The 14,687-nt window shown below is 49.9% G+C and carries 20 protein-coding genes and 1 riboswitch; of the genes, 12 read left to right on the top strand and 8 right to left on the bottom strand.

What is annotated here, in order from left to right; genetic code table 11:
• The first annotated feature begins 14 nt into the window (after window positions 1–14).
• A complete protein-coding gene (locus FZX13_RS04175; protein WP_226408244.1) occupies window positions 15–293 on the top strand; it encodes a hypothetical protein in 279 nt (92 codons plus the stop codon).
• 219 nt (window positions 294–512) lie between these two features.
• Here FZX13_RS04175 and FZX13_RS04170 read toward each other — a convergent pair whose 3' ends face one another.
• The gene (locus FZX13_RS04170) at window positions 513–1,016 is read right to left on the bottom strand and encodes an HdeD family acid-resistance protein (RefSeq protein ID WP_226407570.1); all 504 of its coding nucleotides are present in this window, start codon (window positions 1,014–1,016) and stop codon (window positions 513–515) included.
• 109 nt (window positions 1,017–1,125) lie between these two features.
• On the opposite strand from FZX13_RS04170, the gene FZX13_RS04165 reads away from it, so the two are divergent.
• The 4 genes from FZX13_RS04165 (at window position 1,126) to FZX13_RS04150 (ending at window position 3,022) form a co-directional block, all read left to right on the top strand.
• Complete coding sequence (locus tag FZX13_RS04165) at window positions 1,126–1,431, top strand: hypothetical protein (RefSeq protein ID WP_226407568.1); 306 nt, start codon at window positions 1,126–1,128, stop codon at window positions 1,429–1,431.
• Between the two features lie 316 nt (window positions 1,432–1,747).
• On the top strand, window positions 1,748–2,452 hold the full coding sequence (locus FZX13_RS04160) for a 16S rRNA (uracil(1498)-N(3))-methyltransferase (RefSeq protein WP_226407566.1): 705 nt from the start codon (window positions 1,748–1,750) through the stop codon (window positions 2,450–2,452).
• A gap of 34 nt (window positions 2,453–2,486) precedes the next feature.
• The gene (locus FZX13_RS04155; protein ID WP_166017076.1) at window positions 2,487–2,795 is read left to right on the top strand and encodes a hypothetical protein; all 309 of its coding nucleotides are present in this window, start codon (window positions 2,487–2,489) and stop codon (window positions 2,793–2,795) included.
• On the top strand, window positions 2,792–3,022 hold the full coding sequence (locus tag FZX13_RS04150) for a hypothetical protein (protein ID WP_226407564.1): 231 nt from the start codon (window positions 2,792–2,794) through the stop codon (window positions 3,020–3,022). The genes FZX13_RS04155 and FZX13_RS04150 overlap by 4 nt, the downstream gene beginning before the upstream one ends.
• An 8-nt stretch (window positions 3,023–3,030) precedes the next feature.
• On the opposite strand, the gene FZX13_RS04145 is transcribed toward FZX13_RS04150, so the two are convergent.
• Window positions 3,031–3,504, bottom strand: coding sequence for a hypothetical protein (locus FZX13_RS04145; protein WP_226407562.1), 474 nt, complete (start codon window positions 3,502–3,504; stop codon window positions 3,031–3,033).
• A gap of 140 nt (window positions 3,505–3,644) precedes the next feature.
• On the opposite strand from FZX13_RS04145, the gene FZX13_RS04140 reads away from it, so the two are divergent.
• The 5 genes from FZX13_RS04140 (at window position 3,645) to fldA (ending at window position 8,916) form a co-directional block, all read left to right on the top strand.
• Window positions 3,645–3,986: a c-type cytochrome gene (locus FZX13_RS04140; RefSeq protein WP_226407560.1), complete on the top strand. Its 342-nt coding sequence runs from the start codon at window positions 3,645–3,647 to the stop codon at window positions 3,984–3,986.
• Between the two features lie 104 nt (window positions 3,987–4,090).
• A riboswitch (cobalamin riboswitch) is annotated at window positions 4,091–4,238 on the top strand.
• Between the two features lie 115 nt (window positions 4,239–4,353).
• Complete coding sequence (locus FZX13_RS04135) at window positions 4,354–4,878, top strand: HupE/UreJ family protein (protein WP_370630791.1); 525 nt, start codon at window positions 4,354–4,356, stop codon at window positions 4,876–4,878.
• Window positions 4,879–4,948: 70 nt separating this feature from the next.
• Window positions 4,949–6,535 carry an iron uptake porin gene (locus tag FZX13_RS04130; RefSeq protein WP_226407556.1) on the top strand — a complete coding sequence of 529 codons (1,587 nt, stop codon included), beginning with the start codon at window positions 4,949–4,951 and terminating at the stop codon, window positions 6,533–6,535.
• Window positions 6,536–6,881: 346 nt separating this feature from the next.
• Complete coding sequence (locus FZX13_RS04125; RefSeq protein WP_115025453.1) at window positions 6,882–7,430, top strand: Crp/Fnr family transcriptional regulator; 549 nt, start codon at window positions 6,882–6,884, stop codon at window positions 7,428–7,430.
• A gap of 976 nt (window positions 7,431–8,406) precedes the next feature.
• The gene (gene fldA / locus FZX13_RS04120) at window positions 8,407–8,916 is read left to right on the top strand and encodes a flavodoxin FldA (RefSeq protein ID WP_115025444.1); all 510 of its coding nucleotides are present in this window, start codon (window positions 8,407–8,409) and stop codon (window positions 8,914–8,916) included.
• Window positions 8,917–8,963: 47 nt separating this feature from the next.
• Here the strand turns inward: fldA and FZX13_RS04115 are convergent, their stop codons facing one another.
• The 6 genes from FZX13_RS04115 to FZX13_RS04090 form a co-directional block, all read right to left on the bottom strand.
• Window positions 8,964–9,923: an NAD(P)/FAD-dependent oxidoreductase gene (locus FZX13_RS04115; protein ID WP_226407554.1), complete on the bottom strand. Its 960-nt coding sequence runs from the start codon at window positions 9,921–9,923 to the stop codon at window positions 8,964–8,966.
• Window positions 9,920–10,687, bottom strand: coding sequence for an alpha/beta fold hydrolase (locus FZX13_RS04110; RefSeq protein WP_226407552.1), 768 nt, complete (start codon window positions 10,685–10,687; stop codon window positions 9,920–9,922). The genes FZX13_RS04115 and FZX13_RS04110 overlap by 4 nt, the downstream gene beginning before the upstream one ends.
• Window positions 10,688–10,778: 91 nt before the next feature.
• Window positions 10,779–10,988: a hypothetical protein gene (locus FZX13_RS04105; protein ID WP_115025447.1), complete on the bottom strand. Its 210-nt coding sequence runs from the start codon at window positions 10,986–10,988 to the stop codon at window positions 10,779–10,781.
• A 32-nt stretch (window positions 10,989–11,020) separates the two neighbouring features.
• Window positions 11,021–11,314, bottom strand: a complete 294-nt coding sequence (locus FZX13_RS04100) for a 2Fe-2S iron-sulfur cluster-binding protein (protein WP_115092970.1) — start codon at window positions 11,312–11,314, stop codon at window positions 11,021–11,023.
• Between the two features lie 463 nt (window positions 11,315–11,777).
• A complete protein-coding gene (locus FZX13_RS04095) occupies window positions 11,778–12,362 on the bottom strand; it encodes a ferritin (protein WP_226407550.1) in 585 nt (194 codons plus the stop codon).
• Window positions 12,363–12,503: 141 nt separating this feature from the next.
• Complete coding sequence (locus FZX13_RS04090) at window positions 12,504–13,508, bottom strand: extracellular solute-binding protein (protein WP_226407548.1); 1,005 nt, start codon at window positions 13,506–13,508, stop codon at window positions 12,504–12,506.
• Between the two features lie 115 nt (window positions 13,509–13,623).
• Here FZX13_RS04090 and FZX13_RS04085 point away from each other — a divergent pair, with 115 nt between their 5' ends.
• Window positions 13,624–14,292 carry a Fe2+-dependent dioxygenase gene (locus FZX13_RS04085; RefSeq protein WP_226407546.1) on the top strand — a complete coding sequence of 223 codons (669 nt, stop codon included), beginning with the start codon at window positions 13,624–13,626 and terminating at the stop codon, window positions 14,290–14,292.
• 83 nt (window positions 14,293–14,375) lie between these two features.
• Complete coding sequence (locus FZX13_RS04080) at window positions 14,376–14,606, top strand: hypothetical protein (protein ID WP_115092966.1); 231 nt, start codon at window positions 14,376–14,378, stop codon at window positions 14,604–14,606.
• The last annotated feature ends 81 nt before the right edge of the window (window positions 14,607–14,687 follow it).

The following is a 14,687-nucleotide window of genomic DNA, read 5'->3' as shown; positions in this document are numbered from 1 at the left end:
GGGGTTGGGTGCCGATGCGATCACAGGGCTGGTTGTTGGCACTGCTGCTGAGCTGCAGCCTGACGGGGGTTGCCAAAGCCAACAGCCTGGATCAGCAGGTGTTCCAGCTGCAGCTGGTGATTGATCAGATCCGCCTCGCCCGTTCCGTTGGAGATCGCGTCGGCGTGTGCACTGAATCACGCCGCGCTAACAATCTGTTATTGGAGATTCTTCCCGCCCTGCAACTGCAACGCCCGAGCCTCAATCATGCCGGATTGCAAGACACGATTCTGTTGGGATTTGATGTCTGCTGATCACACGTTCTTGCGGTATTTTTATTTGCGATAATGGGAAAACTTCAGGCTTGATTTGTGGTCAATAAGTGACGAGAAGCTTGTTTGTTGCTCACAAGTTATCGCTGTTTATCCCATTGAAAGACATAGACCCACGGAGCAAGATCCATGGGTTGTGGTTTTTTCTGCTTTCTACAACGTTCCCTGATTGCCCCAGGGTCTGGTTGGGGATTTGCCTGGTTAAGCGACTTCCCCGCCGGGCTGTTGAAGGAGCTTGAATGCTGAGGACAGCAGGGTGATGCCGAACAGTGTTCCCAGGGCCCAGACACTGTCACTGGGCCACTCGAGGACCAATAGAAGTCCGATGCCTGCAGTGAGCAAACCATCCAGCAGCACCAGTCCCGCTATCGGACCTTCCGAGCTTGCCCCCGCAGCGAGCTCCATGATCCCCTCCACCAACACCACCACGCCGGCAAAAAGGGTCAGGCTGATCTCTCCTTCGATCGGGTCGATCAAAATGAAGATCGCTCCACCGATATAAAGAAGGGCCGAGAGCGCGCGGAAGAGCTTCCCTGGAGTCTTGCCTTGCCCCAGCCGTAGGAGCTGACTCACCCCTGCCGAGAAGGCGATGCCTCCTAAGGCCAGTGTCAGCAGTGTCGCTGAAATGAAGGGGAGAAGGATTGCCGCTACGGCCCCAAGAATCAGCAGCGCTGCTGCGAGTTGCCTCTGGCGTTTGGATGACATTGCAGCAAGGCGTCTGAAATGACCCTAGGTCTGCTATCGAAAATCAGCATGACAACCCATTGTCGAAGGGCAGCTGCGGATTCAAATTGAGTGCAGTCAGGTTTGTGGCATGGGTTTGCTTCAGACAATTCAAGGTCGCCTGCTCCAGTACGACTCCCCGTCACGTCAGCTTCAGCAGGCTCATTTCGACGCAGCCCGACGTCTGGCTCAGGCCCAATTTCAGTTCGCTGATTTTGAGTTAAGCCAGCGCCTCTGGCAGGACGTGGCTGATCGAGAACTGGATGTCGATCGGATCCTGAACATGCTTTATGGCTGTTGGTTCCAGGAGGATGCGGCAGCGTTGCGCGCTGCCGATGCCGACTATCAGGCGCGTCGCCAGCAGGAGTTGATCCCCGGGGTGTTTGAACACTGCTGAAGTGCTAGTGCTTTGTGGATCTCATCGCTGATTTGCCGGATCTGTTGTTCCAGAGATAACGCCCGATGGAATGCTCCATCCCGTTGTGCGGCATCTTGTTGATCCCAAAGATCTAGTCTTTGGCTGAGAAGTTGTGTGAGATTGTTGTTGCTGAAGTTTGATGTTGGTTGTTGCATAACAGCATTGTTCTGCAGTTCCTGACTGATTCCAACTGTTGCCTTGGTGTAAACACCGTCAGCATCAGTTCGGTTGCCCCTCTGCTTGGCATAGCGTCCTAAACAGGAGCTGCCTGTGGCTCATATGACTTGCCTCAGATATGAACATCGTTGTCTTAGATCGTTCTGATTGGCGGGATGAACAGCATGTTCGTCTTGTTGATCGCCGGGCTGATCACATTCGTGCGGTGCTGCGGGCTGCGGTAGGCGACAGCGTTCGGGTTGGTGAGCTCAATGGTCATTTGGGTCACGGACGCATCTGCGCGATTGATGCGGATTCAGTGGTGTTACGCGTTGAATTGAGTCAGCCACCGCCGCCGCGACACCGGTTCGACGTTGTTCTGTCGTTGCCGAGGCCCAAGGTTCTGCGCCGTCTGTTCCGCACCGTGGCGGAGTACGGGGTGGCCAATCTTCATCTGATCCACAGCGCCCGAGTGGAAAAGAGCTATTGGCAGTCCCCCTTACTCGCACCGGACAAGGTTCATGACGCGTTGCTGGCCGGGATGGAACGCGCGAGCGACACCGTGGTTCCACAGGTGCATCAGCACAGGCGCTTTCGCCCTTTTGTGGAAGACCAGCTGAAGCACCTTTGTGCAGGGCGGCCTTGCTGGATCGCACAGATGGGGGCCTCCCTGGCTCTACGCGACACGCCTGCTGGGGATGCCGTTGTGATGGTGGGTCCCGAGGGTGGTTTTGTTCCCTTCGAATTTGAGTTGGCTCAAGCCGTGATTGCGCAGCCGGTGCATTTGGGATCGCGAACATTGAGTGTGGACACGGCCCTCACCAGCGCTTTGGCCCAGGGATGATGGTGGGCGATGTGTTGGTTCAACGGCGGCTGCAATGAACGACCTGGCTGGATTGCGAGCTCTTGTTGAGGATGTCGGTTCTGGCAACGTGATCGATGCCGAGCTGCTCGACGGGTGTCCGGTGGAGGCCCATGAACTCGATGAGATGGATGCGTCCCAGGCCGCCCAGGTCGCAGCCCATTGCTTCGGCCTCCTCTTCGATCACAAGGTGGAGCAGCTGCAGGGGCTCGAGGCTGATCTTGATGCAGGCCTGTGGTCAGGAACTGTTGATGGGTTCGGGTTTCAGATCAGTCGCGATGACGTCGGCGATCTGGTGCTCGATTTTTCGAGCCAGCAATCGTGACGATTGATGAGCTGCGGTGCGACTTGACGGCCCGGCTTGGAGAGGCGGTGGAGGAGGTGTTCACTCGGGATGGTCATCCTGTCGATGACATCACCGAGTTGTATCAGCCTTCCCCGGCTGGCTTTGGTGGTCAGCTTCGCCTGAAACGTGGCCGACGATTGGCTTGGGAGTTATGGCTCGAGGACGGTGACTCCTGGAATTTTCATGCGGCAGAGGTGGTCCAGTAAGGAGTTCTTTAGAGCGTCTGCGGATGCAGGCGACTTGGGCGATAGGAGAGCAGGAATTTCTGCTCTTCATTGGCCTTCCGTTTGACAGCTGTGATCAGGTCTTCCCCTGTGTTCCAGACCCAAATCTGATCGTTGTGGTCCGCTTCTTCAACACTCGTGCTGAGTGGTGAGCCATGGCGGGCCCGCAATCCGGCCAGCACTTCCGTCATGTCATCGATCGCGAATTCGTAGGCGAGCCATTGCAAGCCCTGGGACTGGCTCAACTCAAACGTGACGCGGGAGACAGGCAGCCGATCAAGCATCACATCTTGAACTTCAAATCTTTCCTGGGGACGATCTCCGATGGGTTTCGCCTGACCCAAATGAGCATCCACCTGCTCCAGAGGCATTCCCCAGGCCAAGCCCTCCACACAGGCTGAGGCCGGGTGCCCAGGAAGAATCACCACAAACACTGCCATTAGGCCAATCAGGAGTGCTCTCAATGGCTGAAGAGCCCCATGACACATTCGCCATTCTGTATCGCCTAGCTGTGTATCTCTACGAACAAAACGTGAAGAACGGTGTTTTTCTTGGGCCCTGGTGAGGCCTCTAAATCAAGGTGCTTGAGTCAAAACACTCATCCATGCGTCACTTTTTTTCTTTGGCCCTGGCCGCTTTGATCGCATTGATCGCGCCATCCGTGGTATCCGCTGCAGATGCTGCCCACGGTGAGCAAGTGTTTTCCGCCAATTGCGCGGCTTGCCATATCGGTGGCGGGAACGTTGTGAATGGTCAGCGCACCCTCCAACAAGATGACCTCAAGGCTTATCTCGCCAACTACAACGAGGGTCATGAAGAGGCCATCGCCTATCAGGTGACCAATGGCAAAAACGGTATGCCTGCTTTTGGCCCAAATCTGAGCGCAGCTGAGATTGCTGATGTTGCTGCTTATGTCGAATCCCAGTCGGTAAAAGGCTGGTCCTGAAGGTCTTGACGCTCAGCTCTTCGCAAAGCTGAGCACGATCATCTCCAGTCCATCCCCTGGCTGGGTGACCGGTCAGGGGATTTTTGTATTGAGCATGAATCTCACTCCTATAGTGAAATGCTGGTATCAGCGGGGATCAGCCGCTGATGGAAACGGGGAAAGAGCGGTGTAAATCCGTCGCTGTCCCGCAGCTGTGAAACGCCGGCTCTGCCGACGTCAGTCAGAACGCCCGCCAGGACAACACCGACGAGGATCGACTTTGAATTTTTTGCCCTTGGCCTTTCGTAGGCCATTTCAGATTGCTGCCACGTCACTTACGGCAGTTGTCTTGATCGCCAGTCCGGCGTTTGCACACCATCCTTTCGGCATGGGTGACAGCTCTGCACTGACTGCGTGGCAGGGCTTGATCAGTGGCATCGGGCACCCGCTGCTGGGTCCTGACCATCTGTTGTTCCTGTTGGCGATCGCCTTGATCGGGCTGAAACGCCCTCTGGCCTGGGTGGTACCGCTTCTGGCCCTTGGCCTCGGTGGCAGTGTGCTTTCGCAGTTCATTCCGCTGCCTGATGCGATTGCGCCTTGGGCAGAAGCTCTGGTGTCTCTCAGCCTTGTTGCGGAGGGATTGATTGCCCTCACCGTGCTGTCACCGTTCTGGTTGTGCCCGTTGATCGCCCTCCATGGCTTTCTACTGGGCAGCACGATCGTTGGGGCTGAAGCCACGCCTCTCATGACGTATTTCCTCGGCCTGTTCTTGGGGCAGGGAGCGTTGCTTCTGCTGGTGGCGGCATGGTCCAAAGGGTTGCTGGAGCGTCTTGGCTCCCAAGGCCAGCGGCTGGGTGCCGGAATCTGGATGGGGATCGGCATGGCCTTTGCCTGGGTGGCCCTGATCGACTGATCGGAAGCATTCCTTTTGCAACCTTTGACCCCAGAGATCACATCTGGGGTTTTTTTGTCTCTTCCTATCCATGAAGCTTTTCCAGCAACTGCTGGTGGCTCCTGCTGCCCTTGGCTTTCTGGCCCCTCTGGCTGTTGTCAACAGCCCAGCAGCTAATGCCGCCGAGCTGAACATCAACGGTGTTTCTGATTACGCGGCCACATCCAGTGGCAACAGCCTTGATCAGGTGACCAGCGTCACCCAGTTCTACGACGTCTACCCCACCGACTGGGCTTATCAGGCTCTGGCGAACCTGGTGGAGCAGTACGGCTTTGTGGCCGGCTACCCCAACGGCAGCTTCCGTGGCAACCGGGCCATGACCCGCTACGAAGCGGCTGCCCTGCTGAACGCTTGCCTCGACCGGATCACTGAAGTGACCGACGAGCTGCGTCGCCTGCTCAAGGAATTCGAAACCGAGCTGGCCATCCTCAAGGGTCGCGTTGACGGCCTCGAGGCCCGTGTTGGCGAACTGGAAGCAACCCAGTTCTCCACCACCACCAAACTCACGGGCCAAGCCACCTCGGTGATTGGAGCCAACCGCTTCAAGGGATCCGCCTCACGGCTTCGTTCCGAGAGCACCAAGAAATTCGGCGGAACGACGTTCAATTACGACTTTCAGCTGGGGTTGGCGACCTCTTTCAGCGGAAAGGATTTGTTGACCACGGTTTTGCGTGGCGGCAATTTCGACGGCGACGACAACGTCTTCGGCAGTGGTGGGCCGTCGGGTCTGGCAACGCTGGAAACAGCATTTCAGGAGGGTGATCGCCCCAATCTGGTGGCGATCGACAAACTGTTTTATTCCTTTCCGTTGGGTGATGACATCACCATCACAACGGGCCCGATTGTTGGCCAGGAGGACATGCTCGCGGTCTGGCCGAGCGTCTATCCCAGTGATCCGATTCTCGATGTGCTCACGGTGAATGGAGCTCCGGGGGCCTACAACAAAAACAAAGGTGCGGGTGTGGGCATCAGTTGGGCCCCGGAAAGCGGAGCCCGTGCGTCGGCCAATTACGTGGCTGCCAATGGTGCATCGAGCAACACTCGCACTGGTGGTTTCGCCACCGATCAAGCAGGGGGCACCGGCACTCTGCAGCTGGGTTGGGAGGGTGATAACTGGGGTGTGGCTGCGCTCTATTCCAAGGTTCAGAACGGTCAAGACCTGATCGTTTACGCCACACCCTTCGTCAAGGATCACGTCAGTGCCCGGGGTGTGACCCATGCCTATGCCCTTGGTGGTTTCTGGCAACCGCTGCAGAGCGGTTGGCTTCCTTCGCTGTCGCTGGGCTGGGGCATCAATCAATCCGAGACCCAGCGCAAAGACCAGGTGAGCACGAGTCAGTCCTGGACGGTGGGGCTGGAGTGGAATGACGTCTTGATGGAGGGGAACAACGCCGGCATGGCTGTGGGCCAACCCGTCTTCGCGACGGATCTTCGTGGACGTGACACCCCTGCCGATGGTCAGTTCATCTGGGAGTGGTGGTATCAGTTCCAGGTCACCGACAACATCAGCGTCACCCCTGCGCTGTTCTATCTCTCACGACCCATCGGTGAGCTCACACCCAATGGCTCAACGTTTCAACAACTGGGCGGCTTGATTAAAACCACCTTTGTCTTCTGAGCGGTGATGACAAGGAAATACAGAGGAATCACTCAATAACGACGTCTCACCGTTGAAACCGATTCACCTCTGGTCAAAGATCGCGTTGTAGTTGGTGCACAGACCAGACCTCACGCCAATGCTTCGGATTCAGGGGGATGCGCAGCTGCTCCGCTCATTGCTGCTTCATGCGGATAGGGCCTGCTCAGAGCGTATTGAGAAAAGCTCTCAATCCGAGGCCCTTATTGAGAATGACTTGCAATATCGACAAGGTCTCTGTACTCTTGCGAGTAATTCTCATTCGCGTTAGTTCGTGACGACCTCCGCTTACCGCTTCCTTCCGGACGATCCGGCGGCACCCTTGTCGATGCCAAGGCTGCAGACCGTCTTGTTGGATCCTGCTGGCCGAGATCAGGCCACTGTTCTTGAAGTCTTGGAAGGCGTCTGTCGGGTGTATTGCCCTTGCGAAGAGACCGAGGGGATGACGTTGGCGTTTTTGCAGTCTGGCGACAGGCTCCGCACCGACCGCATGTGCAGCGAAGGTGCCTGCGTCGAAGCCTTAACGGCATTGAAGTTTCGTCGTGATTCAGTCTCCACGGACGAAATGGGTATCGATGCAGTGAATGAATGGACCTTGCAGCTCCTGCGTGTGCGTCATCTCGGTCAAGCAGAGCAGCGTCTTCATGCTCTTTTGGCCCTGTTGGTGAACCGACTCGGACTCCGTTGCAGCGACACCTATCAGCTTCCCTTTCGCCTCACCCACGATCGCTTTGGTGAGCTGATTGGAGCAACACGCGTCACCACTACGCGTCTTCTTTCGAAGTGGCGTCAAGCTGATTTGGTTGCTATGGCACCTGGCGATGTCACGATGCGACTCTCTCCTGAACTCATCAACTCATCACCTCTGCAATTTTGAACGCCGTGAATGTGAATACATTCGGAGTTCTTGGAGACCTCTGCAAAGAAACTGAGTGGATATGGCAGCGCATGCAGTCAGCCAGTCGTTCCATTCAACGCTGTCAGCATCCGCGCCTCAGGGAGCGCCTTATCGCAGAGATATCCCTACATCGCAATCGATGTCTGGCAATACAGGATTCCTTGGCAAAGATCAAAAATTATCTTGATCCTCAATCAGCTCAAAAACATTTACTGGAGGAGTTGCTCTTTCGATGTTTATCTCATAGGCTCTCGGCGAACCAAATCTATTGAATAAAAACTTTTGTCTTGTTTGAGGCCTACATAAAGTGTTGGCCTCAATTTTTTGTCTGCAATTTTCAGAATTCTGATCATGGCAAATAGTGCGCCTCTTGAGCTACATTTGACACCACGACAAGCATGCAATGTTCATAATTAGTTGTCTGGTATGGCCATAATAAATGGGTCTTCCTTGGACGGGATCGACAGCCTCATTTAAATCCAATTTGTCGTTGGTGAATCGGCAAAATTGGGGAGGTTTAATGGATATGCCCAGCCTTGTAGGTTGGGCTTTTCTTTGGGTTTGGATCCGTTTGAGTGGATGTGTATCACCTTTCGATCAATGATCAACGATCATTTGTTTGATCACCATTAGAACGATTTTTTAAATTTAAACAACGAGGCCATTTCCATCATGCTTGTTGGATCTCAGATTTTGGAAGAATTCATTGATCACATTGAGCGAGATGACTTCGTTCGCTTGCGTTGGCTTAAACGCATCCGAGAGTCAGGCTTTGATCAAGCACTTTCAGAGTATAGAGAAAGTTTGATTTGTTCAGAAACGCTTGAGACTAACATTTGCCAGATACATCAAGGTCAATGATTTGCTTGGTTGTATCTGATAGCACTTGGATCTGAAACAAGCTTCAAACTGGCTGGCAAAACTTCTGAGAAAATTGTGGGGTGATTTGAATTGCATGGCTTTCACAATCTTCTTTGCAACGTCAACTGGTAAAACTGAAGACGTCGCTGATCGGCTGAAGGAGCTTCTCCCCGGAACGGAAGCGAAGGATGTCGACAACATTGACTCAATTGATGAGTTGGTCTCTGCCGAGTCGTTGATTTGCTGTGTTCCGACATGGAATACTGGTGCTGACGAGGCACGCTCTGGAACGGCTTGGGACGATTTGGTTCAAGAAATCCCAGACAAAGATTTTGCTGGGAAATCTGTAGCCATTGTCGGCTTGGGAGACTCTTCTGGCTATTCAGATTTCTTCTGTGATGCTATGGAAGAACTGTATACAGCATTTCTTCAATCTGGAGCTAAATTGATTGGTAAAGTACCTACTGAAGGCTATACCTATGATGATTCGAAAAGTGTGATTGATGGTAAGTTTTGTGGTCTCGCAATCGATGAAGACAATGAGTCGGAGTTAACAGACCAACGACTTCAAGCATGGGTTCAGCAAATCAATGCAGAGTCGTAAGTTTCGCATTTGAATTCAATCAAAAGCGCCCATAAGGGCGCTTTTTTTTAACGGTGTACCCAGTCCACCCGAACGTCCTTGCGCTGGTTGAGATACTTATCAATCGCCATCGCTGCAATGCATCCATCGGAACAAGCGACAACAGCCTGCTTGAAGGGAGTGTTGCGAATGTCGCCGATTGCCCAAACTCCTTCTACATCCGTCATCATGTCATTGTTGACACGAACTCCTCCATTGGCATTGATTGGTATTTGCTCTTGGAGATAGTCGGTGATCGGTAATGAGCCAGTGGAGTAAACAAATGCACCTTGAACCAATATTTCTTGCGTATTATCCTGCCCAAAGGATTGCACCTTGACGCTGGAAACTCCATTCTCGTCCCCCTCAATAGAGCTTAATCGTGTTCTTTTCCAATGCTTCACATTGCTGGAATCAAGTAATATCTGAACTTCAACTGAATTTATGTTTGGCTTGTTGTTGGTTACCCAATGTACTGTCGATGCGAACTTTGTTAGAACAAGTGCTTCATCGATTGCTTCTTGGTTTGATCCATAGACCACAACTTCTTGATTTTTGTAGAACGCGCCATCACAGGTTGCGCAGTAACTTACACCTCTGCCAAGAAACTCATTTTCCCCGGGTAGTGTCGATGCTCTTCCCATCGCACCCGTCGCTAGCACTAAGGTCTTGCCGACGAATGTTCCCTCCGGTGTGTAGACGATCTTTTCAGTATCCGACATACTGATTCCATAGACTTGGGCTTGTTTATATTCAGCCCCATAGCTGATTGCCTGATTTCTCATCGTTTTCAGGAGCTCTTCTCCTGATGCATCACCTGCAACGCCAGGGTAGTTGGCAATTTTGTGAGTAATCGCTAGTGCTCCAACAGCTGGATTCTTATCAAGGATGATCGTTGATAAATTTGATCTTGCTGTATACAAAGCACAGGAACAACCAGCAGGTCCCCCACCGATGATTACAACATCTGCATTACTAATATCTGTCATGAGAGTCTTTTGATAATACTCAGATCTTGAATGTTTTCAGAAGCTATATCTGAAGTTTTGTTGGGTACCATGTCGATAAAAGACTCAATCATTTTAGCGGTTTGATTCCATTCAGTGAATGGGAAAAAATGTCGACCACTATTAATTCGTTGATAACAGTCACCTGGTTTTAAATGCTGCTGCCAACGTTTGTAGCTGCATTGATCAATTACGAAATCCTTGCTGCCATTGATGACAAGAATTGGAATTTTGATTTGGTCCAGATTTTCTATCTGTGTATGTCCGACAATTGATCCATTAACGAAATCATTGTCTAGGCATTTTGCCAAGAGTCTTGCGATTATGATTTGTACGTGATCGGCATGGGTGTCTATGAGGAGACGGCTTAAGTGGCTCAATATATGAAATCTTGAGCACGGTAATTGACCTCTCATCGCTTGATAGTGGGATGTCCATTGATTGCTTGATTGGGCATCTACAGATAACAATGAAACTGAGGAAACATTCTTCGGATATTTTTTTGCGTATAGATAGGCTACTGAACCACTTATCCCATGGCCTACAAGGTGAACTGGCTCAGAAGAATTCTCTACCGTTTGCTTTAAAAGGGCATGAATGATATCAACATCACATGATTCATCAGGGTCATGTTCGAATGACCATCGCTTAACACCATATTGTTGGCTTAAAGCCTGCGCCGTACGTTTAAATAGACAATACAATGATGGTTGAAGATCAACCCAGACTATTTTACTTTTTTCCATGCGTTTCTATTTTAGTTATCCTCTTATATATCGACCTGCTCCCCTCCTCAGAATAAACAGATCACTGTATTCTTTATCACAAGTGGAGTTGTCACAGTTTTTTTGAATCGGGATAAGAAAGCAAAACTTTCCCTTGCTCTACTTGATGCCTTATTCTCTTAATTAATTTTTTTTCGATGGGATCGGCTTTAGCTTCGTAGTCAAGCATATCTCTAAAGATACTGTCGCTGATTTTGTTGAAACATGCGATGTGTAGATATTGCTCCACAAGACTTGATTTGTTTTTGTGCACTTCGCCCATTCGTCTGCTCGATTAAATGAATAACTCTATCTTCACCAAAGCTCATCTTCACAATCTGTCTTTACGACTAAATCTGATGTTGCATATGCTACGCAAAGCAGTGTATAACCATTTTCCATTTGGTCGTCGTCGAGAAAACTTTGATCTGATTGGTCAATTGTTCCTTGAATGATTTTTCCCACGCAAGTGCTGCATGCTCCCGCTCTACAGGAATAACTCATATCAATACCAGCTTGCTCTGCTGCCTCAAGTACATATTCATCATCAGGACATTCAAAATGTTTTGTTCCATCAGGGAGTCTCAATTCAATTTTGAACGACGCCATTTTTCAAAATAAAATCAAGTATAACTTTAGTATGCTTATCGCTCGATTAAATTTTACCATGTTTATGTTTCATTGGTTACATGTATAGCTTCTCCTGAGTGGTGTCGTTTTTGTTTAATTGGATGAGCCTTGCAATACTCTTGTTGGTAATTTTATGGAATAATTTAGCAAAGGCTATGACGTATTTTTAAAAAAGCAAATTTTACAAATGGACAACCAACCCCCAGAGAAGGTTTCTCATTATTTAGGACATGCAAGTGGTTGGCGAAAAAAACGCTTGAAGATTGCTATGGCCCTAAGAAATCAAGGATGGACGCACAAGCTAATTGCTGAGTATTTAGAGGTCTCACCCAAATCACTGATGCGCGACATTAAATGTTTTATTATCGATCCACAGGGATTACGGGCATCTTCGTGAAAAAGATGTCCGTAATTGATACTGTCTCTAGGAGTAATTTTTCTCTTATGCCTGAAGAGAGGCTGGTTTGTTATTCCCTTGATCCAGCTCGCTGTCGATAAGCAATAAGGCGGCAGCTTGATTATCAGCGAATTTGACGCGCCCCAGCATGTGAGCGAATTCATATTCAGATTGTGTTTGCATCTCTACCATTGGGTCTAGAAATACTGTTGTTCGTGTATCACTTACTCTCTCTGCCATGGAGTAAAGCTGTTGCAATGAGGCCGTCACATCAACCTCCATTTGAAATGCTGATGCCATGACATCGGCTGGTGATTCCCAGTTCTGCAAAGGAGCTTCAACGGTCTTCAGTTCAACGCTTTGCCCCCGAGCGATGATGTATTCGGCGAATTGTGCTGCATGCTCATGCTCACTGCTTGATTCGTCTCGGAAGAACCGAGAAAACCCCTTCAGTGTTCTTTCAGCAAACCAGATCGCTGCGGCGAAATATGAGGCGTGTGCCTGCCTTTCCATGTTGAGGTGGTCTTGGATGGCATTCAGAAGCTCAGGACTTATTGCTTCCGCGATTGCACGACCTGATGGGCCAGTTTCAATAGAAGCTGAGGCATTTGAATGTGATGTTGAAAGCATTCCTATTAAGCAATTGATCAAATGATACGCGCTGGCGAATCGAATTGCAGACAGCGTGTGTCATATGCACCAAGTTAAATGAGAGTCATTATCAAAAGATAGTCGCTGAGTTGATATTTCTGACTATTTCCTGATTCCAAATCACCGCCAGCCAGCGTTGGCCATCACTTGTATTGCAGTTTTCTGTGTTGAACCAAGAGCACTTATTGAGACATTGTCCGGTGTGAAACGACCGAATTTTTTCAATTCTTTTGAGGTTCCAAACCCTTTTAAAGGATACTCATACGTTGGGCCTGCGATCAATCGAGTTCCTTGCGGAGATGAAAGGAACTCAATAAACTGAATCGCTTCTTTTTTGTTTTGAGCTGATTTTGCTACTCCAGCAGCACTGATATTCACATGCGCTGGATTTGGCATGATTAATTTAATGTTTGAAGTTAATTTCTGATCATTCTTTCCACTAGCTCCTCCTTGCATTCTCGCCAAGTAATAATGATTAACTAGAGCTACTCCACACTTCCCTTGCCCCACTGCGCGGATTAGTGAAACATCACCGGAGAAGTAAGGCTGGCTTACATTCCTCACCATCTGCTTGACCCATGCGCTTGCTTGCGCTTGGCCTTTCAGAACAATTTGGTCGGCCACTAGCGACTGGTTGTATACATTCTTCCGTTTACGTAGGCAAATTTTTCCTTTCAAGCCTGGATTCGATAAATCTGCATAGGTCTTGATTGTATTTGGATTGACGATATTTGGATTAACAATAATTGCTCTGACACGTCTTGTGAAACCAAACCATCGATTGGAAGGATCTCGAAAACGTGCTGGGACGTTTGATATCAGCTTTTGCGTCTTGATTGGTTGCAACAGCCCTGCTTGAGCAGCGTTGTTGATTCTTGCCGAGTCAACCAATAAAATGACATCTGCTTTTGAATTAGCTCCTTCTCTCTTAAGCCTTTCAACAAGTGAAATGCCTGTCGCTTCGATCAGTCTTACTTTGATTCCAGTTTGCTGGCTAAATTGTTTGAAGGCTTTTCTATCGGTATTGTAGTGACGGCCTGAGTAAACTCTTACTTCTTTCGCCTCTGCTGAAGGTATGGCGGCGAACGGGGTGGCTAGAAGCAGGGTGGCAAAGAATCTGAGCATGTCTAGAATCACATACACTTCTATATTAGTTCGGTCCTGTGAGTTGTCAGCTTATATGAACGCAGTGTATGTAGCAAATGCTCTGTGCAACTCAATGTCGTTTTCTCTTTGATCGATGGAATTTATTACCCATCCGTTGTTGCCTGTTGATGAAACACAAGATATCCAACAACGACTCCTGGCCCCTAACCTCCCTTGGCGCGATGGCCGTCTAACAGCGGGCGATCAGGCGTCGTTAGTCAAGCAGAATCATCAACTTGACCCCAATTCGGACCTAACTCTTTCGATTACCAACCGAATATCAACAGCACTTACCAACGATCCATTGATTAAGAGTTTTACACTTGTTCGCAAGGTTCACAGCCTACTGGTTTCTAGATCCGACTCTGGAGATGGTTATGGTTGGCATGTCGATAACCCTTTCTCTCGTTACGGCCGACGTGACCTATCTTTTACAGTCTTTTTAAGTGATGACGACTCCTACCAGGGAGGCTCTTTGTCAATTCAAAGTGGTGGAGATAAGACTACAGAATTTAGATTGTCTCCTGGCCAAGTTGTTGTCTATCCTTCCTCCCTTCTTCATTGTGTTCAACCTGTTGTTGGTGGAACACGATTCGTTTGTGTTGGTTGGATTGAAAGCTATGTGAAGTCTGCGGAAGACCGTTCCTTGCTTTTTAATCTCGATGCTGGTGCTCGCGGATTGCTTGCCCGTCATGGTCGGTCTGATGAACTTGATTTGATTTTTCAAAGTTATACAAATGCCATCCGGCGCCTATCTTCCTGATTTGTATCTTTTGATCTTACTGGCTGCGTCGTTAATGACTATTTCTGATTGAGATTTGGCATAATAGAATTTTGGGTCTGTTTATGGCCAAGCCATCCGCAATTTCTGTTTTTGCAGCTGCCACCTCACTTCTCGTTGCCTCTGCAGCTGTTCCAGTTGTCCATGCTCAGAATGCTGGTGGACTTCAAGAATGGAACACCGACCAAGGTGTTGATGAAGAAAGCGTCATGGATTCTGATGCAGCCGCCTTAAAGAAAAAGGCAGAACAAGAGGATGTCTGTGTTCCTATCGGTGAGGGCGAGAACTGCTGGTGAATCTAATCTTCTGAGATTATTGAGGGGCATTCGCCCCTCTTTTTTTATGTAAAAAAAAAGCGCCCCGTGGGGCGCCAGTCT

Source organism: Synechococcus sp. MU1625 (assembly GCF_020514205.1).
GTDB lineage: Bacteria > Cyanobacteriota > Cyanobacteriia > PCC-6307 > Cyanobiaceae > Parasynechococcus.
The sequence above is the reverse complement of the archived record's forward strand: the minus strand, read 5'-3'. Positions and strand labels throughout refer to the sequence as shown.

Coding starts and splice junctions, on each gene's coding strand:
- FZX13_RS04175 (WP_226408244.1), top strand. CDS start 15: ATGCGATCACAGGGCTGGTTGTTGGCACTGCTGCTGAGCTGCAGCCTG.
- FZX13_RS04170 (WP_226407570.1), bottom strand. CDS start 1,016: ATGTCATCCAAACGCCAGAGGCAACTCGCAGCAGCGCTGCTGATTCTT.
- FZX13_RS04165 (WP_226407568.1), top strand. CDS start 1,126: ATGGGTTTGCTTCAGACAATTCAAGGTCGCCTGCTCCAGTACGACTCC.
- FZX13_RS04160 (WP_226407566.1), top strand. CDS start 1,748: ATGAACATCGTTGTCTTAGATCGTTCTGATTGGCGGGATGAACAGCAT.
- FZX13_RS04155 (WP_166017076.1), top strand. CDS start 2,487: ATGAACGACCTGGCTGGATTGCGAGCTCTTGTTGAGGATGTCGGTTCT.
- FZX13_RS04140 (WP_226407560.1), top strand. CDS start 3,645: ATGCGTCACTTTTTTTCTTTGGCCCTGGCCGCTTTGATCGCATTGATC.
- FZX13_RS04135 (WP_370630791.1), top strand. CDS start 4,354: ATGGGTGACAGCTCTGCACTGACTGCGTGGCAGGGCTTGATCAGTGGC.
- FZX13_RS04130 (WP_226407556.1), top strand. CDS start 4,949: ATGAAGCTTTTCCAGCAACTGCTGGTGGCTCCTGCTGCCCTTGGCTTT.
- FZX13_RS04125 (WP_115025453.1), top strand. CDS start 6,882: ATGCCAAGGCTGCAGACCGTCTTGTTGGATCCTGCTGGCCGAGATCAG.
- fldA (WP_115025444.1), top strand. CDS start 8,407: ATGGCTTTCACAATCTTCTTTGCAACGTCAACTGGTAAAACTGAAGAC.
- FZX13_RS04115 (WP_226407554.1), bottom strand. CDS start 9,923: ATGACAGATATTAGTAATGCAGATGTTGTAATCATCGGTGGGGGACCT.
- FZX13_RS04110 (WP_226407552.1), bottom strand. CDS start 10,687: ATGGAAAAAAGTAAAATAGTCTGGGTTGATCTTCAACCATCATTGTAT.
- FZX13_RS04105 (WP_115025447.1), bottom strand. CDS start 10,988: ATGGGCGAAGTGCACAAAAACAAATCAAGTCTTGTGGAGCAATATCTA.
- FZX13_RS04100 (WP_115092970.1), bottom strand. CDS start 11,314: ATGGCGTCGTTCAAAATTGAATTGAGACTCCCTGATGGAACAAAACAT.
- FZX13_RS04095 (WP_226407550.1), bottom strand. CDS start 12,362: ATGCTTTCAACATCACATTCAAATGCCTCAGCTTCTATTGAAACTGGC.
- FZX13_RS04090 (WP_226407548.1), bottom strand. CDS start 13,508: ATGCTCAGATTCTTTGCCACCCTGCTTCTAGCCACCCCGTTCGCCGCC.
- FZX13_RS04085 (WP_226407546.1), top strand. CDS start 13,624: ATGGAATTTATTACCCATCCGTTGTTGCCTGTTGATGAAACACAAGAT.
- FZX13_RS04080 (WP_115092966.1), top strand. CDS start 14,376: ATGGCCAAGCCATCCGCAATTTCTGTTTTTGCAGCTGCCACCTCACTT.